Below are 22,312 nucleotides of genomic sequence, written 5' to 3' on the forward strand. Positions count from 1 at the left end.
CCCTAACCAGCCCCAGCCCCCGCCAGCGGGGATCGAATTATAACCCTATGCCAGTCAATATTGCCATATATCACTAGATTCAACGCACCGTTACATTTCCTTCGTCATTTTGACATGGCGTGTCGCTCTAAGTGCGGCTGCGCCCCACCAAGACCGAATCGTAAAGCAAGGGCAAGCTCCGTCGGCAAGCCGACCCTTGCTTTACTACATCACCAGGTCGTCAATCCTTGTAAATTTCACTAGGCGTTGAAGAACGCTAACATATACGGCAAATTGACCGTCAAGAGGAGTCTGAATTATGGCAAGATACCAAGCATTCGTTTCACAAACAGTAGTTGCAGTTGTTGATTTAAAAGCCGGCAGTCTTGAAGAGGCTAAAAAAGAAATACAAAATCTAGTCGATAGTGATGCTGTCTATTCTCTAGACTTTGACTCCACCAATTCGGATTTTGAAATTGATAGTATCGAAGAGCATTAAAGATTAATTCAGAAGGGTAAAATTATGACTAAAAAAGAACAAAGTTTGTTTGATTTTTTAATTGAGTGGGTAACTGACAAAGCAACAGCGTATCTATTTATAAATGGAGGCTACAATGGTTATGTCTATGGTTCAGCCGGCTATGTAGAAGACCCTGACGATGAATATTGGGACGAGCAAGTAAAACTTGGTGCCATGACAATTGAAGACGCGATACTTGAACACCGATATCTAATTGGCAGTGTACTTTAATCAGCGACTAATTGGAACAAACGAAAAGACCAATCGTAAAAATGATTGGTCTTTTTCGTTTGTGAACCAGCCCCAGACCCCGCAAGCGGGGATCGAACTATAACCCTATGCCAGTCAATATTGCCATATATCACTAGATTCAACGCACCGTTACATTTCCTTCGTCATTTTGACATGGCGTGTCGCTCTAAGTGTGGCTAAGCCCCACTAAGACCGAATCGTAAAGCAAGGGCAAGCTCCGTCGGCAAGCCGACCCTTGCTTTACTACATCGCCAGGTCGTCAGTCCTCGTAAATTTCACTAGGCGTTGAAGAACGCTAACATATACGGCAAATTGACCGTCAGAGAGGTTTGAAATGTTTGAAAATGAATTCTACCCTACACCACAAAATGTAATTGGTAAAATGCTAAAGGACTTGGACTTAAATACTATTGGTTCAGTTTTAGAACCTTCTGCGGGTAAAGGGGATATTGCCACTGCTTTAGCCGAAAGAACTAAAACAGTGTATTCAAATCGTACATTAGATATTGATACGGTTGAAATTGATGAGAACCTTGTTGCAATCCTCAAAAGCCAAAATATTAGGGTCATACATAATGACTTTTTGACTCTCAAGACTTTTAAGAAATATGATTTAATCATCATGAATCCCCCTTTCTCCAATGGAGATAAGCATTTATTAAAAGCATTAGATATGCAAAAAAATGGTGGCCAAATAATCGCCTTGTTGAATGCTGATACTATCAGAAATCCATTTAGCAATATTCGCCAACAATTGTTAAGAACGTTAGATGAGAGAACTGATTATTCAATCGAATATCTAACCGAGAGTTTTTCGAATGCGGAACGTTCAACAAATGTAGATGTTGCTCTACTTAGAATAAATGTAAAGGAAGTTCAGCAACCTTCATATTTTAAATCCGAACTTGAAAAAGCTGACAAAATGCAAGAGATTGACCAAGAAGAAACCTTTCAATTGGCCAATAGTGATATGTTACGGGAAATCGTACACCAATATAACTTAGAAACAGAGCTTGGCGTAAAGCTAATAAACGAATTTAAGGCAATGAAACCGTTCCTTTTACGCTCATTTGACGAGGATAGGAAGAATGATACTATCTTATATCTGCAAACTAATGTAATTGGCAACTATTCTTCTGAGAATGTTTCAGTTAATGATTATCTGAAATTAGTTCGTTATAAATACTGGAGTGCACTATTTGACAATAGTAAATTCACTGGCGACTTAACTACAAACCTACTCTCAGACCTTCGAGGTCGAATTTCTGAATTTGCAGAGTATGACTTCACATTGTTTAATATTTACAGTTTGCAACTAGATCTAAGTAAGAACATGACTGCTAGCCTAGAGGATACTATTATAAAATTGTTTGATAAATTATCTCATCAGTTCTCATATGCAGATTATTCAAGTAACGTTCACTACTTTAACGGTTGGTCTACAAATAAAGCATGGTACATTAATAAAAAAGTAGTCATACCTATTGATAGCCCTTGGAACTTCCTGAATAATATTTCCTTCAGTACAATCATTTATGAGTTGCGAGACATTGAGAAGGTTCTAAGGTATTTCAATGGTAACAAGCAGATTAGCACTGACTTATCTGAAGCTTTGAAAGAAGCTGAAGCAATTGAACAATCAAGAAATATTGAAACAGAATTTTTCTATATCACCTTTTACAAGAAGGGCACGGCTCACATTACATTTAAGGATTTGGAATTACTAAAGCGATTCAACATATATGCCGGACAAAAAAAGGCATGGCTTCCCCCTACTTATGGAAAAGCTGCCTATAATGATATGAGCCAAACTGAGAAAGATGTTATTGATGCATTCGAAGGCGAAGCAAGTTATAACAAGGTTTATAGCAATAACGATAACTATATTGTTGATACAAATAAAATACTGTCATTGAATTAGTTCAGATTTGTTCATTGATAGGGAATATTTACTAAAAGGCTAGCCACGAAATGGCTGGTCTTTTTTAATTGTTCAACCTGCCCCAGTCCCCGCAAGCGGGGTTCAAACAAAACCATAACCCAAAGGTTTCAAAAATATCATCATTTAGTACCTATCACTGCCCTGTTCCATTTCCTTCGTCATTATGGCACATGGTGCCGCACTAAGTGTGCAAAGCACACCAAGAGCGGATCGTAAAACAAGGGCAAGCCTTCGGTCGTACCGACCCTTGTTTTACTACATCCATATGCCTCCAATCCTTGTAAATTCCACCAGGCAGTGAAATCTACTACTCAATAATTTATTTTTTGACCTTTAGGAGGGTTTGATCATGGTAACTAAACTACATAATACTGAAGCATCATATTTCATTAGAATTTTTAACGGTGAATCAAAAGCACAGATTATCAATACCTTTGAACTTTTGAAAGAATATCGCCTAGTCGGTAACAACTCGGATGCCACCGAGTTCATCAAAGAGCTTGAAGACAGCTATGACACAGCAAAAGCTTTGTACGATAGCATCAAACTATTGGATGAGCCAGAAGCATATAGCGTAAATGCTTGGGGTTATGAACAAACAAACTATGAAAATATCACGGTAATTGGTACATATAGAAATGCCGTGATTGCGATTGGTAAATACGAAGTTTATGCAATTTCTAAAAAGAAATATTTAGAACGAACATACGCATATTTAGATGCCAATGGTGTGAGATCTACTAACTGGGAAGAGCCATATTCACTTGATGAGATTGCTAAACAGAGGCTACAAAATGCGTATTTTGGTCATTAAAAGAAACTGTAGGGCTTTGCCCTACCCACCCCAGACCCCGCCAGCGGGGATCGAACCAATTTACCTGCCGCCTTTTCTTCCTTTAACATTTCCTTTTGCCATCCACACAATAACCCAATCAGTTGTACTAAGGGCATTCGCCCCAAGTACAACTAAGATAAATAACAAGGGTAAATGCACGGCAAAGCCGCCCTTGTTATTTATCCCTGATTTGGTTACTGCATTCCTGTCAAAATGAAATAAATATTAAAGGAGTTAAAAAGGACCGTCAGGAAGGTTTTTCAGCCTAATCCAAATTAGATAGGAGTTGATCAATTATGGTGACTGTGAATGTAGAAACACCTAGTCATGATTTCATTCTCAAAGTTTCACACGAAGAATCAGCGGTGTTATTCCAGATCACCGGTTCTAAATATATTGGCGTAAGTTTTATCTTTCGTACCAGCGATGATGCTAGCGCTGAAGAGCAGTATTATTATTTGCTCAGGGTCATAGGTACCACATTTTTCAAAAAAATGTCTGAAGCGAAAATCCTTTCAAACTTGTATACACTAATGCACACAGTTCTAAAAAACTGGGAGCAGACCACAATGGAGGCGAATATTAATGATTAATAATTATCTTGAGACCTTGCAGCAAACTGGCCAGGATGGAGTCTTTCTATTCCTATTAATTTTCGTTGTTTTATTCGTTTTGATTGCGGTTGCAGCCTACTTGTTAAAATACTTGTTTATCATAATTGGACGGGATTTATATGTACGCCATTTGCGTAAGCAAGGTAAGAAAATCGTTATCAGATAAGTGCTTTGCCGGTTCTTTAAATGACCGGATACATAATAATAAATCAAACGGAGGATCACATAATGGAAACTATTCATCTCGAATCTATTGCAACAAACCAGTATTTACCAATCTTAAATTTACAGCGTCGTGCTCTTGTCTTATCGACAGCTGAATACGCCGTTGGAGATGTTATGATTCTGAATCCTTTTAACCGTGAGGCTAACAGATACATGAACTATGATGCTTTAGATAATCATTTCTATCCTGGTAATGCTAATAATCCTTTATTGGCTCATGGAATCATAGTTGAAATTACCGATGTTGAATATCTGGATTCTGATTCTGATCAACAGTTGGTTAGTTTCAAACCTGTGAATCATTTTCTGCGTAAGCACGTCATACTTGCAGAAGCAGAATCGCGACGAAATGGACACCTTCTCCCTCAAGGATAATCAGTCAAGTCAACAAATCTGGAACGTGGCCGCCTTAAAGATCGCCCTCACATAAAATTTGCACATGCCTGGTGCATAATACCCTATTCTTGAATCCCCTCTTAAGAATCAATACACTCCTAACTAAAAATCGTGAGGCCCGCAGCAATGTGGGTTACATATCGCTGTCTCAACTAAAATGAAAGGATCGATACTATGCTACTAATTTTCTTTATTGCTGGATTAATTTTTCAGGGGTTTTCATTTCTGCTACGTTCATTTTTTTACCTTGTTGGTCTGATACTTGGAATTTATTTAAAATTGCTGTTCAATAAAGAATCTGGCTTAATCGTTCTTCCGCTATCAGTCATTGGAGTATTCATGTTAATTTTCGCGGCTTCCTGATCAAAAAAACTCATACATTAAATGCATGAGTTCCTTTTTAAATTTCAATCAATTCTAGCTTATCTTCATTATTAAGTTGAGTTAAAATAGTTTTCCCAATCAAGTCGCCTTGGACACTCGTTGCATAAGTTTCAAGTAACTTTGCCACGCTTAATTTTTGTGACATAAGAATACGTTCGGCAGAGCTCCCCTCATAGATCGAATAATAAAATTCAAGTTTAATATCCATATTCAATAATCCAACATCATTGAATATTTGAAAAAAATAACCATAATCTGCCTCACCAAATGAATGACCGTAAAATTTTATTTGCTTAATTCCTTTGTTATAAAGGGTCGGCTGTGGATTTTGTCTATTTCTCATAGTTCTATATGATTTTGTTAAACTATATTCGATCATTGATAAGTCGGCATCAATATTTGCATTATCTATTCCAAATATTATTTCACCTTGCTTCTTTGCTATTCCATGTATATTTTTTGCAAATATTGTCGCGCCATCATTTTCGATATTAGATAAATTTAATTCAGGTTGAGTATAGTTGAAATTCAATAAATTGAAGCTTGCGTTCTTTTTTCCAGTTAACAACGTTAGGATTTCAGAACTATTTTTTTTATACATTTCAACTTCTTGATTTTCTATTAAAAAGAATTTGAATGAATTTTCAAACTTTGTTAATTCTCCTGCCAATATACGTATGAAATAATTTTCATTGTTTTTAGTTGGAACTTTCTCGTCCCCATAGACACTATATTTATCAAATAAACAAATAAACATTATAAATGCTTCTCTAGAGAAAAAATCATCACGTGAAACAAAACCATCTTTTGATTTTTCGAAACCATTTGTAAAAATGCTAGTCACTCTAATATATAAGTTTGCTTCAAAATCGCTATCTCTGACAGAATTTATTACTCTATAAATTAACGACTCAATATCTTGCCAATTGAAGTCCATGTTAAAATTACTAAAATTTGAGTTATAGAGAAGCAGCACTTCCCATACTGACCAATCGTTTCCCATTAAATATTCTATGACTTTTATTCCATCTTCTAATTCTGGAATTCTATAGAATATTTGCTGTGATAGCGGCACAAAATCAACAGCATTTGCCGGAAGTTTCATATATTCTACATCTATGATGCTTGCTACTGTATCAAAATATATTTGGCCTATTGAATTTTTTTTGAGTTGATCCTCTCGCTTTTGCAAGTCGTTTCTGAGCTGAACGGTACTTTTTATTTCAGGAAATCCATCAAAATCCATTCGGCTTAATTTCGTACCTAAGAATTCTTTATACGAGCTTGGAAGCCCCGCCGCAAGGTCGAATCCATTACCGAGAATTATTAATTGCTCTACCGCATCAATTTTCGTTTCTTCTTCATTCTTCATTTTCTCTATACCAATGTTTGTTTACATAATCATGGTTATAGACAGTTGTTGATTTACCGGCGTTGATAGCTTGGTCTAAATTTTCGCACGATCACAAACTAATTTCAGCCTTTTCACAATCTCTCTGACGTGTACCCCAAAAGTTATAGTGAAATCTATGATTTTTGAGGTTTTTATTATGCACAAACATTCTAGTCAAGAAAAAATCGCCGCTGTTCATGAAGCTCTTGCTAAAAACTCGTCTCTTTATGATATCGCAAAAAGAAATACTATGAGTGTAAATCTGCTAAAAAAGTATCTTGCTGTATATCGAGGTTATGGAGAAGTTGGGTTATTATGTCCTCCAAAGGTAACCATTGATTTTAAAATTCGAGTTACTGAATGGACAATTGAAAATGATGCCAATGAGTTTGAAGTGGCCGAATATTTTGGCTACACTGGCTTTAATAACATTAAACGTTGGAAAGAAGCATACTTAAAGCACGGGGCTGATGGCTGGAAACCTAAAAAGATGTACAAAAAGACTCAAAATAAAAATACACAGATGAAAAAAATTGAGAAGCTTGAAAATAAAGTTCAAGAATTAGAAGACGAAAATCGTCGACTTGCTATAATGACTGCAGCTTTAAAATTGATCGCCTCGAGGGACTAAGTAACAAACAAATTGCTAAAGTTATTTTTCAGCTTGAGGCTCATTTTAAGCTTGGTGAATTATTAAAGTATCTTCCTATTAAGTCACAAACATACTTTTATTGGAAAAGAAAATTTAAACAAGCGGATCCAGATAATGATTTAAAACAGCTTATTAAATATATTTGGAGCCAGGATAATCATCTAGGTGTTCGCAGAATACATTTAATTCTAAGAAATCAATATTGTCTAAATGTTAATCATAAAAAAGTTCAAAGGTTGATGGTGTATTTGAACATTAAAGGACTTGGTTACTCAAAAAGAAAACGTAAATATGATTCTTCTAAGGGACCGGAAGGTCGCCGAATGAAAAACAGGTTAAAGAGACGTTTTAAAACTGATCGTCCATGGCAAAAATTGGTTTCAGATATGACTGAATTCAGAGTACCAATGACAAATGAAAAGGTGTATTTAGAACCTATTATGGATCTTTACAACAATGAGATTTTATCTTACTCGATCACCTCGGAAAGGCCAGATTTAAACTTTGCCCTGAGTCCCTTAAAAAAAATACATGATTTAATACCAAAATTAGAATATCGAACGACAGTGCATACTGACCAAGGTTGGCAATATCGACATAATAATTGGCAAAGAATTCTCAAACAGAATAAGATTTTCATAAGTATGTCAAAACGAGCTACATGCCTGGATAACGCTTGTATCGAAAGCTTCTTCAATAAACTAAAAGTAGAGCTTAAAAGTCTAAAGGAATATTCTAACTCTAACGAGTTAATAAATGACATAGAAAAATGGATTCATTATTATAACAACAATCGCGTTCAAATTAGACTAAATGGATATTCACCTATTGAATACAAAAAAAGAAACATTCAAACGTAATTCGCATTGCCTTTCAGTCAATAAAAGCACCTATTCAAATGAATAAGTGCTTACTTTGAAACTACTAGATTCGATTTTAATCAGTCATTATCAACAACTGTGACTTGAGACAGAGGCATGAACTCTTCTAAACCTGCTTTATCTCCCTTGTTTTTTAGGTAGGCAATATATTCTTCTTCTAAGATACTGTCATCTTTAATTTGGTCGCTACCTTCAATTAAGTGTATCGATTCAGTCCCAGCTTCGATCGATGTCATGAAATACCATTTTTTGAATTTCATGTATGCTAGAGTAATTTTAATTTCTTCTAATTTTTCCTCTAGTTCATTTTCTTGTGTCAGCAAAATATCAAAACGTTCCTTGAGTGAACTATCACCGTCATTTTGCCGAAGATTTACAAACTCTGAAATTTTTGCGACTGAAAGTCCTGATAGTTTCAAATACATTATCATTCGCAATAGGTGCATATCATTAGATGAAAACCTTCTTCTACCGGCTTCATCGCGGCCAACAAAAGGCAGTAGACCTTCTTTGTCATAGTAACGTAATGTTTCAACACTAACACCTAGTTTACGCGCAACTTGTCCGATTGAATAATATGTTTCATTCATTTTTATATACCCCGTTCAGTAGAAATTTTGTAACTTACTTTACGTCAGATTTTGCCTTTTTAACGAGACCATCTAACCAAGCTTGATGACCATTTAACATTGGATTGGGTAATTCGTTTGCCATATCTGCGGCTGGCTTACCAATCTGTGATTCTTGTGTCAACAAACGTACTCGATTTGCTGGTAATTGTTCAATTAAGAATGCGTGGTATACATCCAAGGCAGTATCTGCATCACCATCTTGCCAACCATGCCATGCGATTCGGGCAATGCCATCTATCGGCTCCACAAGCTCCATAACTTGAGCATCGATAGGGAATCCAAAGGTATCAAAATGAAAGTTTACTCCATGACTGAGTAGTTTTTGATCACTGTGGTTAATAACGATATTTGCCGCATTATCATAGTAACTTTCCCATTGGCTTGAATCAACAAGGTTTTTCCAAATTTCATCGATGGTAACGCCGCTAGCAATAACTTCATTTGAGACAAAATTATCAGTTGTTCCAGGTAGGTACTTTGATGGCCAGTTAATTTCATGTAACATAATTAATTCCTCTAATACTTTCTTGTTATTTTGTTTATATATGTGTTGTATTTAGTTAAACAAGTAGTGAACTCTTTTAGTCATTTTTTGACGCTTGAGCCAGGCTATCTAACCACTCTTGATGTCCATTTAGCATCGGGTTTGGTGATTGTTCTGACATTTCTGCGGCTGCTTCGCCGAGTTGAGATTCTTTGGTTATGATTCTGACAAGACTATCAGTATAACTATCAATGGTGAATACTTGGTATCCTTCCAAAGAAATTTTACCATCAACTTCTTGCCAACCGTGCCAAGCAATTTGGGCAAATTTATTATCGATTGGTTCAATCAATTCCATAATTTGACCATCGATAGGAAAGCCGAACTTTTCAAAATGAAAATTTACACCGTGTGTAAATGATGTCGATCCTTGATTACCTACGGTAATATTATTAACGCCGTTGAAATAGTTTCCCCACTTTGATGTATCAACCAAGTTATTCCAGACTTCTTTAACAGAAGTACCAGAAACGATAATTTCATTCGAGACAAAGTTATCTGTTGTTCCAGGTAGGTATTTTGATGGCCAGTTAATTTCATGTAACATAGTTATTTCCTCCAAATTTTTGCTTATCTTTTATAAGATGTTTACAGTATATGACCTCGTGTTAACTTCAGGTCAACACTTTATTTAATTAATTTTTTAAAATAATTATTTTGCCACGCTGATGACCAGTTCTAAGCTGTTTTGCAGCATAATTTAAATTCTTAGCATTGATTCCATCGGTAATTATAGATTCGACTCTAGATGTTATTTCACCATTTTTTATTAATCCGATAATATTTTTTAAAATTAATCCTTGGGTTTCTTGTTTATATCCATACATGCTTTTGGTAAACATTAGCTCATAATCAATTGTCAAAGATTTTGAGAAAACTTCAGTATTATGAATGGAACTGTTTCCAACTGTCACATAAACTAAATGACCGAAGGGGTGTGTAACTTTAATAGAATCTTGCAGATAATAATCTGGGTTATATAAATTAATTGTTGCATCTACCTTATTTTCGCCAATTTGTTCCGCAAAATCTTCACTATAATCTAAAGGATTTGTAACTCCGTTTTCTTCTAAAAACTTAAAGTTGCGCTTACTTGAAGTAGCATAAACTTTGATACCGGCCCAATTTGCAAGTTGGGTTAATAAGCTTCCAACACCACCAGCTCCATTCAAAACAAAAATTGATTTTCCTTTATTTGAGTCCTTTTCAAATTTAAAAGCTAATTTATCAAACAATATCTCATATGCCGTAATTGCTACCAGTGGTACTGCAGCATAATCTATTACCGATGCGCTATCTTCAATTTTACTAATTAACCTACTATCTACTACTTGATAATCTGCAAATGATCCATCACGGATATCCGAACCTGCGTAAATTACTCGATCACCTACTTTAAATTGATCAACCAAACTACCTAGTTTCAGAATTTTACCTACGGCATCAAAACCTAGCACTCTTTGATCTGCAGATTTATGCGCTAGAGCCTTAACGTCATGAGGATTTATAGAGACTGCCTCTACCTCGATTAATACATCAGTATCTGTTTCAAGCGTGAGAGGCATTTCGTAAGTTTTATCAAAAAATTTTCCCTTATTCGTAATTACCTTGTTCATAATTATCATCTCCATTCTTGAATAATGTGACAATACACCCTGAAGTGGACATTAGGTCAAGGCTAATTGGTCAGCAAAAAGGAATGGTAATTTGACAGCAAAAAAAGACCATTTATTAAAAAATAGATGGTCTTTTTGATATAACTATACCAATTTTTTGATAGAATAAATTTACTACAACTTTTGGGGTACACCTCACTCTATACCACTCAAAATCTTGCAAATTTCACAATCTATACCATTCAGATTATTGAACGGCTTTAACAATTAATTCTCGAATTTTTGTCTCAACATTCTCCGACCAATTCAAAATACCAAAAGCAGTTGGCCACATATCACCATCGTCTAATTGCGCCAGATCATTAAACCCTAATGTTGAATAGCGGGTCTTAAACTTATCCTTTGATTGAAAAAATAGCACTACCTTACCATCTTTATTTGCATATGCTGGCATACCATAATAAGTCTTTGCGCTAAGTTGCGGAGCCAACTCGGCTACCAATTTATGAATATTGATGGCGATCTCAGCACTCTCATTCGACATTTGAGCAATAGCTTCAAGAACATCCGCTTCAGGTTGCTTCTTACTTCGCTTACCTTCTTGCTCTCTTCTTAATTCAGCAGCTCGTGCACTCATTGCCATTTTTTCTTCATCAGAGAATCCACTTTTTTCTGACATTGTTTTGCTCCTTGATTGATAAATATATTACCTTAATCATACCAAAGTAGCCCTACTTATTACATTGCATAATTTTGGCACAAAATAAAAAAGGCAGCGGTTAGCACTACCTTTTATTATTTTTGAAAATAGTCAGACCATAATAAACTATCTAATCCAATTTTTCTGTCACCAATATATACGTTCTCTTCATCAAAGCCTTTAACAAAGCCGATGATTATTGGCGGTACGATTCCATTTACGGCTTGCGAACGTTCTTGTATTTGTACCTGCAAATTCTTTGAATATGCCTCAAACAATATGCGACTTATATCTTCCAATGGCATTTCAGGCATAGCCTTCTGATTCATTTCCTTTGAACGGTCAGCACTGTACTCGGCTACATCTTGGGTATGATCTGATAAGTAATAGCCATTCCATTTAACCATACCCCGGTCCTTATAATCGTGTTCAAAATAGAATTTAGCTCGCTGTAGGTATTCCTCATCATCCAAAAGCATTTCCTCCATTATGTCCACCAACAAGACCAGCTCGCTGGATCATTGTTCCACCTTGCCCGATTGATGACAATTTAACGATTGAAGTAACTCCGTATTTATTTCTAATCTGATCAATTGTTTTTTCAAGTACACTCTGTTCCACTTGTTTTTTGGGCTGAATGAAGAGATCCATTTGTTCATGTCCCGCCACAGTTAATTTACCAGCTGATACTCCTAAATTTCGAACAACCTCATTATCGTAGTTGGATTCAAATATTTGCCACAAAGCTTGCACAATTGGTTGCGATCTATTGGTACTGTCAATTGATACTTGTGCACTGAAACCTGACCGCTTTTCATTCACGCTACTCGCGTAACTGAAGCCAACGTATAAGGATACGACACCAGTATTTTTGTTTTTAGCACGTAACCGCGAAGCTACCTGCTCACCAATTTCACGAATTACATTCTTAATTTCGTCTGCCTTCAAATAATCCCTTGGTAGCACTTGGCTATTCGAGATATTCCCATCCTTCACTTTATAACGTTTTGAAATTGTGCTGCGATCAACTCCCCAAGCTAAAGCAAATAACTCCTCACCTCGAACACCTAATTTCTTTTTTAAGTAATAAGGATCCATCTTGGCCAGATCACCCATGGTCATAACACCAAGACGTTTCAGCGTCTTAGCTGTTCTGTGTCCGATACTCCATACCTCATCAATTTCACTCACTGGCCAAAGCTTACTTGGAAGGTTTTCAAACGTCCATTCACCAATTAAAGAATGGTTGTGTTTTGCCTCCAAATCTAATGCCATCTTTGCCATTACCGGAGTATCACCAATTCCTACCGTAAGGTAAAGTCCAAGTTCACGTTTTACATGGACTTGGATGATTCGGGCAAGCTTAGGCATAGTGAGATCTTGACCAAATTTGACCTTTAGGTAGTCCCAACTAGGTGTTAAATCTAGAATTGACTCATCTATTGAGTACAGTTGTAAATCCTCTTCAGCTACGTACTGTCGGAAAATATCGTTAACTTTCTTATTCATTGCAATGTAAAAATTCATTCTTGGATTGACAATGACTAGTCTTGGATCCTTTGGAAGGTCACGCTGCCGCATAACGTTTTTAATACCTAATTCAGACTTGGCCCTTGGGGAAGCTGCTAAGACCAAACCGCCATTTGTATTAGCTTGTTGACTCATGACGACAAGCAATGACTGTAGTGGGTTTAATCCTAACGACACACTCTCCACGCTGGCATAGAAACTTTTCGAATCGATCAGCATTATTTTCTTACGACTTTCTCTCTCGGTCACATCAGAATTTTGCATAATCGAACACCTTTAAATTAGTTTTAAGTTAATATAATGATTATAAAACGAAGTAAAACACTAATTCAACTCTTGTAATTTGATAAATAAGTGTTATGTCGATCATGATATGCCTAACATTGTAGGTATTTACATTTTTTATGTCTATAATTATTATATTTATGTAGTTGAAATTATTTTTTGGAAAGAATTTCATGTTTGTAAGAAAAGGCGTAGAGATATTAAATCTCTACGCCTTTTTTGTTGGACAATAAATAGATCAAATCTAGTTTTACTTCTACTGTTTAAATCTTTTGAGTTTAATTTAAATTTTCGTTGTAATTATTTTTTATCATAAATTTTCTACTTTATGTCGCATATCAAAAATATAACGCCAGTCTAGATATCATATTCGTAACGAGTATCTGCCTTTTCGGTAACTTCATGTAGTCTGTCACTATGATCTTCCCAGTAATCCTCTACTTCTTGATCAGGATGATGAAATTTATTATATGTTCCGTAGGTCACGACTACGTTTTTTGCAAAAGAAAGCACGTTTGAATAAGTTGGATTGTTATAGTAAGCCCCATGGTGCGGCAATTGGAAAACATCAACCCTATTTACATGTTTAATGTTCATTATCCACTTTTTATACTCCTCCAAATTAGCAGCTTTTTTCCAATTGCTGTCCCCCGTAAGCAAAGTTTCCTTCTGATCCACTGAATTAGATGGTCTATGTAGCATAATAAGTGAACTATCGTTTGTGGCAGCAGCATTATTTTTAAACCATGTATGAAAATACAAACGTAACAACTTAATGGAATCATTATTCCAGTTTTGAGGATCTTCAAAAAATTTATCAAACGGCCATCGTTTAGTACGAAACTTTTCCTTGTATTTCCCTTTGACATAATAAAAATGGAATTCCCAAGTAGCTTTTTTTGATACTTCTTCTGATAATGTTGCGGCATCAATCTTCGTCACCTGTGCTTCCTCAAATATCTCCACTGTTTCTTGATCATCATCTTGATTTTTGGTGACGAGGACTATATTGGATTCGCCGAAAATTTTATTTAAATATATATATAAATCATCTAATTCACGAGCATAAGGCATCACAATATTTTCTATCCTTCCACCTTTATCTGCTAACTCACTCTTAAGTTTTATCAAACCACTTACATGATCATAATCAATGTGAGATAAGAACACATAATGTATATTTTTCAGTGGTTCTGCATATTTTTCAATTTCAATATCAAGGCGATCTTTTCTAATACTTCCAATGTCGTAAACAAATTTAAATGCAGAGTCCATATCGTTGCTTATTGAACCTGAATAAAATAATCCTTGGCCTACTGGGTGAAATTCAAATTTCAACATATTGTTGTGTACCATTCCTATCTTAAATTTTAATAATTTGTATAGCAAATTAATTAACCCTTATTAACAAAAAAAATTTACTTTTCATTCATAAAATACACAATCACCTTAGTATTACCGTCTTTAATCTTAAAACCGACTTTTTCATTAGTAGCTGAATTGATCGAGATCTCTGCCTTTACTTCTGAATTATAGTGCCGTTCTTGATCACCCATATATAGTGAAAGTATGCCCTTTTCTTTATTTACCAGAGTCTGTAAGCTGCCTCGTTCTATTACCTCATCACTATTCATAAGCGTATAGAAGTGCTTTCCATCATTTATACCCAAATCACGCACACTTACGACTGTTTTTATCATGATATAACCCACCTAAAAGATTGAATGATTAAAGTATAAGCTGAAAATTTCGATTTATCGTGTGATTTAGTTTACAAGAATATAACAAAAGGCTCTCTAACGTTTTGATACGCTAGAAAGCCTTTAGTTTGAAGAACACAAGTAAATTTTTCTACTGTTTATATTTTAGATAGATTTTTTTTAGTAGGTATGAGGATATGGAAGTAACGTTTACAAATATCTTATAAATTAAAAACAATATCATAATTACTAACGTAATCGCGTAAAGTTCAGCTATTTTGTTTGCCACAATAGACAGATAATTTGGTACAACATAGTACGTAAATATATATGCATTAGCGCCGATAAACAACGAGAATAAGCATATCCCTATAATTACAGATTCCATTCTTATTCTTATATTCCTAAATGAAGCCAATTTGATATACTCCTATTTATTTTAAATAAAATTAGTGCGCTATTAATATTTGATAACATCTCTTTTTTTTCATTTTATACTTAATACACGTCTTAGTATATCTATTTTCGATCATGTATAGCAATAATTATGTGTATGGCTATAAGTATAATTAAAAGTATAACTATCAGTATAATTAGAAATTCAAAAACATCAACAAGTATCGCTGTTCCTAAACCAGGATACTGCTGTTCAATGGCCAGACAAATTAAATTAAATAAGACAATTAACAGGACTATTTTTAGATTTGGAAGCCTGCTAATAACTTTTTTTGGTCTATTAGATAATGTGTGAAACATACTCCATCTCCCTTATAAATTACGGCCAAGTGATTCATCACTAATGTCATGTTCTTTACTGACCGCGTTTTTATCTGCATTGAGCATTTTATGCATGTGGTCAACTTCAGCCTTAGTCAGTTGATTCAGCTTTTTTGAGATACTATTCAACTTTGTAAAAGTGGTCTTCTCAACCGGCATTTTATTTTGAGTCTTGGCTTCACCTTTACCTCTGATATTCTCAAAGTTCCCAAATCTATCTTTTGCAAAGCCCTTATCAACTGCTGATTTATTGAAATTCACTGGCTCATTTGAGAAATCTTTTGCCTGTACGGTCCGCCGATCGAGGCGCTCTGGATCTTTGAAGTTCTCGTTAAACTGCCGATAAATACTATTAGCCATTTCTTTCTGTAATCGATCATAACGGCCTTGCGACCATGACTGTTGACCCTTATTTTGACTACCATACACATACTCTTTTTTTTGGTCCATCTTCAATGTAGTTTCCACAAAGCTTTTAAACTCATCATTCATATCATCATTAAGTAATTTATCAATGAGCTTGGTCATACGTTGATTGGCTAAATACATAGGCGAATCTTCAGATGTTTTTAGATTGTTGGTATTACCTACCTTCCAGCGACCACGCATATTTTCAGGTAACACTTCATAAATTTCTTGAAGATCTGCCGTATATTTATTTGTGTTATCCAGTAGATTTAGGCTCTCATTCTTGATACTGCTTTGATACTTGCCAACTGCCTCATAGATCTTCGCATTTTCAACCGTCGTAGCTTCATTAGATAACTCATATCTAAACTTGGCTTCGACTTGCTTTTTGACCTTGAAGTTCATAATTCCAATTGGTTCGCCGGATTTATGCAGCATTTCTGGTCTGGTCTCTTCAGATACTTTTGAAAACCATAAATGCATATTTAGATGATCCGTGTCCTGGTGAATTACGCCAAACCATACAACATCGTCTTGTCCCTCTCCAAGTGGCAATGGGAAGGCTTTATCGAACAATTTGCTTACAACTTTTTGCTCAGCTCTCTTTAAACTATTTTGGTCCAATGTCTCAGTTTTGGGATCATATAAATCATTTTCTGCTAACCAATCACCTCTGATAGAAAATGCCATTTCATGTAAAATATTTCCGTTATCTTGTGCCTGGTCTAAGCGATTCTCAAGTCTTTCAACCTGGTCATCATTCAAATTCAAACTACCACTATCAAAGATTGGGTGTTCTTCAGTTACGGCCGTTTCACGTTGCGCGTATCCTCTTGAGAACACGTCATCAGCTTTTATATCTGAGATCGCAAAATTATTCGATTCATTGACCTTTCCAGCCTTCTCTCCATATTTCCTAACAATTGACTTGTAACGTTGTTTTGATTCTTTGGCCTTTGATGCAGTCGTAAAATGTGTTGGCAATAAAATTGCCCCTTTCCTGACTTCACCCATTTTAAACTTAGCAATCGAACCGGTTTTCATTTTGTACTCCTTACCGTCTGCTTTTGATATTCTTTTAAGGCTTCGACTACGTCTTCAGGAGTCTCAAATTTTGGATCTAGGTCAACGTACAATTTTGTGGAGCGTACAATTCTGTCGCGATCAATGCCAAGAACTCTCGATACCGATCTAGCTGATCTTTTATAGTTATTCATTAGCATTAGACTCGCTTGTGATATCCAATAACGGGGATCCTCTTCTTTTGTTTTATCACCAATTAATTCTGTATTAGTTCCACCAAAAGGCTCAGTTGGATTCAACCAATCATCCATAGCTAATGTTTCAAGTGCTCTCTTTAAATCAAAGTTTTCTGCCATTAGAATTCCATTCCTCCATTTCCGCGTTGTTTAGCGTTGACCTTGTCCTCCATTCGATTTCTCTCAAACTGGCGCAAAGCTATTCCTAACGGTCCGCTCGAATTTATTTCGCTGTGTAGGTCCTCAAACATCTCAGGGGTAAATTGCTGCATATCTTCAGGAAGCGTATTTCTTTCATGCTCCATCGCTGCAATGAATGAAGTGATTTTTTTGAGATCTTCTAGGTCACGACTGATATCTTTTAATTGGCCATCTTCCGAATTTAATCGTTCCATTTTATTCAACAATGCTGGGTAAGACATACCAAAGTTTTCAGGATTCATCACCACTTGATCCACGAAAAATCTCAGAATAAATTTATATATTGTGGATTGTTGATTTGGGTTAACACCGGTTTCTGAATGCTGTCCAAACCAATAACCCGCTAAGCTTCGATACCAAGACTCCTCGGCATTCTCTCTGATGGGAACAACGTTTTTGGACTTTTGATCAATTGATTCAGGCTCATCAAGTAACTTCAAAAGGTCGTCAATTTGGTTCGTCTCTTGCAGCATTTTGGCATCGACATTATCGGGGTCAGAATTAAATTTCTTTTCTAGAATTGCCAATCGCTTCTTTAATCTAGACCGCATTTTTTCTTTGCTTTTATAAACGCTATTTGCCATTGAATTCTCCTAAAACAACAAAACTTCAGCTGTTGATTTTGACTTGCTTCCGGCATTTAAAGTCTTCTGTGGTGTAACTACGTCTTCAATTGAATATTCCGGAATTGTTAGAATGCCGGTTGTCGTTTCAATTTTGTATTCGGGAATGTATTTATTGTGAACGTTGACTAGAACGTCTAAAATTTTGCCCGTAAAATTGCCATGATCATGGAATGTTTTGAGATAACTTGTTGATAAAGCAGCCACGTTTTGCCCGACCTTATATCTAGGTGTTGCTAGTAACGTACACATAATATTTTTCTCCTTTACTGTTGTACATTTTGAATCGCTGAACCAGTGTAGTAATTAATTTTCCAACCAGGTTGCGCGTTAAAGATATAAACGTTGAAGCTAATGCTGTCGTCTGTAACTGATTGGGCTTCCATTTCAACGCCCCGTGGGACGCGTTCAATATTTCGGTAGATTGGTGTAACTCTGTACCTAACATAATGATTTTTATCTTGTCGCAAATATGTGGCGACTTGGTTCTCATACGTCTCCATTGATGCTTGGTTATCAGACTCATGAGTTGCATTTAGTGCCACTGTCCCTGTTACCAAATTTGCAGGATTATTATTCTCACCAGTCAATTGGAAGCCGATCAAATGGCTACGATTATATAAATACGTTTGCACTCCATTAGCATCAAATTTATAGACCTTATACCCTGGAGTCTTAACAGTAAGGGGCTCCCTTTTTTTCGTTGGCATCAATGATTTATTGAGTAAAGCATTTGCCTTTTGTGGACGCGCTAGTAGGTCACGATTAGAAAGTTTTTGCCAACCTCCATCATCAATTTTTAGTTCAGAACTTTTGAAATCCGGCTTATCTTCATTCACAAAAATTTGTTGCTGACCATTGTATTCTTGTTTTGCTAACCAAGATTGTGTGTTGTCATTAATAGTCTTTTGTACTTCAGGACTCGCTTGAGATTTGCCAATACCATCAAAGATATTATCAAAAATTACTCCCCTAAATAGGTATAGTAATGCTAATAAAATTGCTAAAAGAACTAGAACAATTTTAGTGAACTTTTGTTGCTGCATTGAATGCATCTGACCGATCTCCTTCTTTAATAATTGTTGAATTTTTCAAGTAACTGTTTATTGATACTGACGAACTTTCCCATCGTAAAGTTTAGTTGGTTCAGCTGATCACTTATTGCTTGAATATCATCACCGGCAACTTTCGTAGAATTATTCATTGTTTTAGTTAAGACATTTAATTGATTTACCACATCTTCTAACGGCCCAGATAATAATTTTGTGGCATTATTTTGTTCCGCATTTTCTGCAAAGTTTTCGAGGATCAATTGTAGTAAAGAGTTTCTAGAAATATTGTTCTTTTGAGCTTCATTTTCAATGATCTCGACTGTTTTTTTCGATAGATTTCTGACTAATACATTTGTTTTAGAAGAGTTTGTCATAGGGATAAATATCTCCAAGATTTTGAGAGTAGATAGAGAGTGAGTTTTAACAGGTTAAGGGGAAATGCAATCACGATGTGATTGAACCCCGCTGTGCGGGCATTTCAGGTGATATCACTTTCAGTGAAATGTACGACACTTGTAATACACGTTGTGATACCGATGTAATACAGAATTTTGATTAAAAATGAACGTGAAAAATCAGTTTCATGCCAATTTTTCACGTAACTTTTAATATGGCTTTGGTAGGTCCAACTTACCGTGTTCATACTTAGATTTATTGTCATTTAGGGTAGAAATTTGTGCTTTTGCATTTCGAATTTCATCCTTTGCATCAGAGATTTTGTCTTTCAAAGTAGTAATTCTTGCTTGATCATTTTGAATAGAACTATCCAGCTTTTGCTGTTCATCTGAAGTTAGTGAGTCAGACTGAGCACGCTTCAATTTGATATCTTTTTCTTGATCCTTAATCAAATCATTCAACTTACTAATGGCATTATTGTTAGCAATAATTAATTTGTTCTGAGTATCAATATCATCATCAACTTGTTCAACTGCTAGCTTTTTTTGAGTGCGTGGTTGAAGTTCTTTATCAATACTTACCTTGTCGTTATTTACGATAATTGTGGTATCTTGGTCTGTCAGACCTTTGCTGCTACTTGATGATGAGGAGAGACTTGATACAGCTCCAACATTCGTATCATTTACAGCCTTATCATGAAACTTAACTTGAACATCTTGGAAGTTGTGTTTCACGTTTAGATACTGCAAGGCAACAGTGTTTTGAGACGTTGGATATACCATCAACTTTGTGTCATTTGTTCTGTACCTATCACCATCAAAACTAAGCTTAATCTTATCCAAATCGACTGCGGTAAAGTCGGTACTATCTCCGCTATCAATTCTAAATTTCAGTAGTAATGTACCTGTATTAGGGTTGAAAATTCGCTTTGTTATGACCGCAGATTTACCATCATTTCCAAAGCTCATTTCCTTGTTTAATTCAGTGCTTTGTACGTTGGTAGACTTCATTGTAATGTGTGCAGCAATCACGAAGAATATGGCAATTCCAAGCATTGAATAATACCTAATAGCGGTCCATTTCCGCTTCTTATCCTGTATATCATACTTACGATTACTACGTTTTACCTGGTGTCTATACCACCATTTTGCAAAGCGACCAGCGTTTGGTTTTAGCTTAGGATTTTGCATTTCTAACTCCTTTTATTGCAAATGATTTGAGTCAAATCCAGGAATACCGAATGGATTATTCATCTCAGCTGGTGGCTCTTCATTACTAGGAAATGGGTACTGATTGCCCGCAAAGTGACCTGTATCTGTTTGATTGGCACTTTGCTTTTTTGGAGACCAAATATGAAATGATTGAATAGAATTTTGTGTACCATATCCACGTTTTCCATCTGCTCGACTAAACGAAAAGCTCTCTTGGATGAAATCAATTTCCATCACAGTTCCCTTGTCGATACCCATGCTGTTTAAGACCTCTGCACGCTTATCCAATGCCGTGTAGTAGAGAAAGTCTGTTGGTGCATTTTTCCTAGTATTTCGCTCAATAGCAAGACCAATTGTGATCTTTGCAATAGGCTTTTCCTGGTTACCCACATATTCGAATTTTGGTGTACCTGTAACTCGCCCAACATGTATATTTGTTTGCATTTTCTATCCTTCTTTCTTGTTAAATTGAACTGGAAATTGTATCTTCAACTCCAGGGAGACTGGTTGAAACTTACTGATCAAATACTCTTCTAAATCGTACCCAGCAGGTTTAGTTGACGCATAGATTGTTTCACGTTCTGACACAGCCCACTGTCTTTTTTGAATTGCAAATAATTGCCCTGTTGATTCATCAATCACACAATCATCAAGCAATAAATCATATTGTCCGTCACAAGCTATTAAGACTGACTCATCTTTGATTAGGTTGCTATTCAAACACCTGGCTAAGTAAAAAACATTGTGATTATCAGATGGCAAATCATCTTCAAAAAATATGTCTAATTCTAGCTGCTCTATCATTTTCCCTCTCCAAAATTTTTATATTTTAACGTAACAAACCCAAATGTTTTAGAACTATTTTTCATTTCGCTTTTGATCTGAATAAGGAGCTCTTCGTCGATTTTATACAGCCACATTGCTTGTGGTAATTGGTCAGACGAGTCCATACGATCAAGAATTATTTTATTTAGTTCTGCATGTGTCGTAGCTTCTAACAAAATTCTTTGTCGACGTAAATCGACTGCAACATACCTCTTAACCACAACCAACCTCCTTCAGTTTTGTTACACGCATTTTTAATCCATAAAATACTTGTTCTTAAATACCAAGAAGCCAATACATATACCTATAATTACAACAAGAATTGCACTAATACTGAGTAATAAAAAAAATGTATATCTTTCTAACTTGTCTTCAATTTGTAATCCATGATTTAATCCAATTGCATAAATACAGAGTATTAAAATTATCCATGACACTAATCCAAATATAAAAACTGTGGTACGCACCGCGCCGATTGAC

General features: G+C 35.6%; 29 protein-coding genes. 9 read left to right on the forward strand and 20 right to left on the reverse strand.

Features of this window, described 5'->3' with window-relative positions:
- Nucleotides 1-298: 298 nt before the first annotated feature.
- The 7 genes from ESZ50_RS00620 (at nt 299) to ESZ50_RS00650 (ending at nt 4,742) form a co-directional block, all read left to right on the forward strand.
- Complete coding sequence (locus ESZ50_RS00620; protein WP_148621656.1) at nt 299-478, forward strand: hypothetical protein; 180 nt, start codon at nt 299-301, stop codon at nt 476-478.
- 24 nt (nt 479-502) lie between these two features.
- Nucleotides 503-730 (forward strand): hypothetical protein, encoded by a 228-nt coding sequence (locus ESZ50_RS00625; protein ID WP_148621657.1) that lies wholly within the window; start codon nt 503-505, stop codon nt 728-730.
- Nucleotides 731-1,085: 355 nt separating this feature from the next.
- On the forward strand, nt 1,086-2,672 hold the full coding sequence (locus tag ESZ50_RS00630; protein WP_148621658.1) for a DUF4942 domain-containing protein: 1,587 nt from the start codon (nt 1,086-1,088) through the stop codon (nt 2,670-2,672).
- Between the two features lie 370 nt (nt 2,673-3,042).
- Complete coding sequence (locus ESZ50_RS00635) at nt 3,043-3,507, forward strand: hypothetical protein (RefSeq protein ID WP_148621659.1); 465 nt, start codon at nt 3,043-3,045, stop codon at nt 3,505-3,507.
- A 317-nt stretch (nt 3,508-3,824) separates the two neighbouring features.
- Complete coding sequence (locus ESZ50_RS00640; protein ID WP_148621660.1) at nt 3,825-4,121, forward strand: hypothetical protein; 297 nt, start codon at nt 3,825-3,827, stop codon at nt 4,119-4,121.
- Entirely contained in the window at nt 4,114-4,308 is a 195-nt protein-coding gene (locus ESZ50_RS00645) for a hypothetical protein (RefSeq protein ID WP_148621661.1), read from the forward strand. Before ESZ50_RS00640 ends, ESZ50_RS00645 begins: the two co-directional genes overlap by 8 nt.
- A gap of 62 nt (nt 4,309-4,370) precedes the next feature.
- A complete protein-coding gene (locus ESZ50_RS00650; RefSeq protein ID WP_148621662.1) occupies nt 4,371-4,742 on the forward strand; it encodes a hypothetical protein in 372 nt (123 codons plus the stop codon).
- A gap of 421 nt (nt 4,743-5,163) precedes the next feature.
- On the opposite strand, the gene ESZ50_RS00655 is transcribed toward ESZ50_RS00650, so the two are convergent.
- Nucleotides 5,164-6,519, reverse strand: a complete 1,356-nt coding sequence (locus ESZ50_RS00655; RefSeq protein ID WP_148621663.1) for an AbiH family protein — start codon at nt 6,517-6,519, stop codon at nt 5,164-5,166.
- A 178-nt stretch (nt 6,520-6,697) separates the two neighbouring features.
- On the opposite strand from ESZ50_RS00655, the gene ESZ50_RS00660 reads away from it, so the two are divergent.
- Complete coding sequence (locus tag ESZ50_RS00660) at nt 6,698-7,171, forward strand: hypothetical protein (RefSeq protein WP_148621664.1); 474 nt, start codon at nt 6,698-6,700, stop codon at nt 7,169-7,171.
- A gap of 11 nt (nt 7,172-7,182) precedes the next feature.
- Nucleotides 7,183-8,052 carry an IS3 family transposase gene (locus ESZ50_RS00665; RefSeq protein WP_281282871.1) on the forward strand — a complete coding sequence of 290 codons (870 nt, stop codon included), beginning with the start codon at nt 7,183-7,185 and terminating at the stop codon, nt 8,050-8,052.
- An 80-nt stretch (nt 8,053-8,132) separates the two neighbouring features.
- Here ESZ50_RS00665 and ESZ50_RS00670 read toward each other — a convergent pair whose 3' ends face one another.
- From ESZ50_RS00670 to ESZ50_RS00760, 19 genes are all read right to left on the reverse strand, one after another.
- Nucleotides 8,133-8,663 (reverse strand): MerR family transcriptional regulator, encoded by a 531-nt coding sequence (locus ESZ50_RS00670; RefSeq protein WP_148621666.1) that lies wholly within the window; start codon nt 8,661-8,663, stop codon nt 8,133-8,135.
- A gap of 34 nt (nt 8,664-8,697) precedes the next feature.
- Nucleotides 8,698-9,210: an SRPBCC family protein gene (locus ESZ50_RS00675; RefSeq protein ID WP_148621667.1), complete on the reverse strand. Its 513-nt coding sequence runs from the start codon at nt 9,208-9,210 to the stop codon at nt 8,698-8,700.
- Between the two features lie 76 nt (nt 9,211-9,286).
- Nucleotides 9,287-9,796: an SRPBCC family protein gene (locus tag ESZ50_RS00680; RefSeq protein ID WP_148621668.1), complete on the reverse strand. Its 510-nt coding sequence runs from the start codon at nt 9,794-9,796 to the stop codon at nt 9,287-9,289.
- Nucleotides 9,797-9,884: 88 nt separating this feature from the next.
- Complete coding sequence (locus ESZ50_RS00685; protein WP_187387490.1) at nt 9,885-10,865, reverse strand: alcohol dehydrogenase catalytic domain-containing protein; 981 nt, start codon at nt 10,863-10,865, stop codon at nt 9,885-9,887.
- Nucleotides 10,866-11,112: 247 nt separating this feature from the next.
- Nucleotides 11,113-11,544: a hypothetical protein gene (locus ESZ50_RS00690; protein ID WP_148621670.1), complete on the reverse strand. Its 432-nt coding sequence runs from the start codon at nt 11,542-11,544 to the stop codon at nt 11,113-11,115.
- A 116-nt stretch (nt 11,545-11,660) separates the two neighbouring features.
- Nucleotides 11,661-12,053, reverse strand: coding sequence for a hypothetical protein (locus ESZ50_RS00695; RefSeq protein ID WP_148621671.1), 393 nt, complete (start codon nt 12,051-12,053; stop codon nt 11,661-11,663).
- On the reverse strand, nt 12,031-13,359 hold the full coding sequence (locus ESZ50_RS00700) for a Y-family DNA polymerase (protein WP_148621672.1): 1,329 nt from the start codon (nt 13,357-13,359) through the stop codon (nt 12,031-12,033). The genes ESZ50_RS00695 and ESZ50_RS00700 overlap by 23 nt, the downstream gene beginning before the upstream one ends.
- 378 nt (nt 13,360-13,737) lie before the next feature.
- Nucleotides 13,738-14,721 (reverse strand): MBL fold metallo-hydrolase, encoded by a 984-nt coding sequence (locus tag ESZ50_RS00705; RefSeq protein WP_187387491.1) that lies wholly within the window; start codon nt 14,719-14,721, stop codon nt 13,738-13,740.
- Nucleotides 14,722-14,798: 77 nt separating this feature from the next.
- Entirely contained in the window at nt 14,799-15,080 is a 282-nt protein-coding gene (locus ESZ50_RS00710; protein WP_148621674.1) for a hypothetical protein, read from the reverse strand.
- A 768-nt stretch (nt 15,081-15,848) separates the two neighbouring features.
- Nucleotides 15,849-17,309, reverse strand: a complete 1,461-nt coding sequence (mobP2, locus tag ESZ50_RS00715) for a MobP2 family relaxase (RefSeq protein ID WP_148621675.1) — start codon at nt 17,307-17,309, stop codon at nt 15,849-15,851.
- Nucleotides 17,306-17,644 carry a hypothetical protein gene (locus ESZ50_RS00720; RefSeq protein ID WP_148621676.1) on the reverse strand — a complete coding sequence of 113 codons (339 nt, stop codon included), beginning with the start codon at nt 17,642-17,644 and terminating at the stop codon, nt 17,306-17,308. The genes mobP2 and ESZ50_RS00720 overlap by 4 nt, the downstream gene beginning before the upstream one ends.
- Complete coding sequence (locus tag ESZ50_RS00725; protein WP_148621677.1) at nt 17,644-18,309, reverse strand: hypothetical protein; 666 nt, start codon at nt 18,307-18,309, stop codon at nt 17,644-17,646. Before ESZ50_RS00725 ends, ESZ50_RS00720 begins: the two co-directional genes overlap by 1 nt.
- 9 nt (nt 18,310-18,318) lie before the next feature.
- Nucleotides 18,319-18,600 (reverse strand): hypothetical protein, encoded by a 282-nt coding sequence (locus tag ESZ50_RS00730; RefSeq protein WP_148621678.1) that lies wholly within the window; start codon nt 18,598-18,600, stop codon nt 18,319-18,321.
- A gap of 14 nt (nt 18,601-18,614) precedes the next feature.
- Nucleotides 18,615-19,403 carry a DNA/RNA non-specific endonuclease gene (locus tag ESZ50_RS00735; protein ID WP_148621679.1) on the reverse strand — a complete coding sequence of 263 codons (789 nt, stop codon included), beginning with the start codon at nt 19,401-19,403 and terminating at the stop codon, nt 18,615-18,617.
- Between the two features lie 17 nt (nt 19,404-19,420).
- Nucleotides 19,421-19,774 carry a hypothetical protein gene (locus ESZ50_RS00740; RefSeq protein ID WP_148621680.1) on the reverse strand — a complete coding sequence of 118 codons (354 nt, stop codon included), beginning with the start codon at nt 19,772-19,774 and terminating at the stop codon, nt 19,421-19,423.
- Nucleotides 19,775-20,005: 231 nt separating this feature from the next.
- Nucleotides 20,006-20,986, reverse strand: coding sequence for a hypothetical protein (locus ESZ50_RS00745; protein WP_148621681.1), 981 nt, complete (start codon nt 20,984-20,986; stop codon nt 20,006-20,008).
- A 12-nt stretch (nt 20,987-20,998) separates the two neighbouring features.
- The gene (locus ESZ50_RS00750; protein ID WP_148621682.1) at nt 20,999-21,451 is read right to left on the reverse strand and encodes a single stranded DNA-binding domain-containing protein; all 453 of its coding nucleotides are present in this window, start codon (nt 21,449-21,451) and stop codon (nt 20,999-21,001) included.
- Between the two features lie 3 nt (nt 21,452-21,454).
- Complete coding sequence (locus ESZ50_RS00755; RefSeq protein ID WP_148621683.1) at nt 21,455-21,811, reverse strand: hypothetical protein; 357 nt, start codon at nt 21,809-21,811, stop codon at nt 21,455-21,457.
- Nucleotides 21,808-22,053, reverse strand: coding sequence for a hypothetical protein (locus ESZ50_RS00760; RefSeq protein ID WP_148621684.1), 246 nt, complete (start codon nt 22,051-22,053; stop codon nt 21,808-21,810). Before ESZ50_RS00760 ends, ESZ50_RS00755 begins: the two co-directional genes overlap by 4 nt.
- Nucleotides 22,054-22,312 lie beyond the last annotated feature (259 nt).

It is taken from the genome of Weissella muntiaci (assembly GCF_008107635.1).
GTDB lineage: Bacteria > Bacillota > Bacilli > Lactobacillales > Lactobacillaceae > Weissella > Weissella muntiaci.